General features: G+C 63.0%; 1 protein-coding gene. It reads left to right on the top strand.

All coding sequences use genetic code 11. The features are described 5' to 3' along the window. Positions 1 to 706, top strand: a 706-nt coding sequence (locus AC07OG_RS26330; protein WP_495068512.1) for a calcium-binding protein, incomplete at both ends; no start/stop codon positions are given.

The raw sequence follows: 706 nt of genomic DNA, 5'->3' as shown, positions 1-706 counted from the left end.
CTGGCCGGAGCGGACCCGACGGACACGCGATTCCTGGAGTTCTGGACGGCCTACGATGCCGGGACGAACCAGACGGTGTTGTACATGGACCGCAACCGGGATGCGGTAGTTAATTCGGATGACCTGAAGATCCTCTTCACCGGCAACGTCGCCCTGAATCCCGCCAGCTTCAGCGCCGGAACCTTCACTGTGAAGGTGGGTACCGCAGGGGCGGACACCAACACGATGCCGGCGCTGTCCTCTGGTAACGACCTGGCCTTTGGGCTCGGCGGTAACGACACCCTCGATGGGCTTGAAGGGGACGATACCGTCAGCGGGGATGCGGGCAATGACAACCTGTCCGGCGGGTTGGGCGCGGATAATCTGTATGGCGGTAGCGGCGCAGACGTCCTGTATGGCGGCGCGGGGAACGATTGGTTATATGGTGGTAGCGGCGCCGACACCCTGAACGGAGGCGACGATGCAGATTATCTCCTCGCCGATGGCGCAATGGACTCGACCCAAATCTATGCATCGGACGCGGCGGGTACGCTGAACGTCCTCAATGGTGGGGCGGGCAACGATTACCTTTCCGGTGGGGCAGGCAACGACCGGCTCAACGGGGATGCGGACAACGATCAACTGAATGGGAACGATGGCAACGACACCCTGGACGGCGGGGAGGGTGCCGACACGCTGGACGGTGGAGCGGGCAGCGACTCGCTGA

The sequence above is a fragment of the Pseudomonas sp. GW821-FHT09H03 genome, assembly GCF_059415945.1.
The sequence above is the reverse complement of the archived record's forward strand: the minus strand, read 5'-3'. Positions and strand labels throughout refer to the sequence as shown.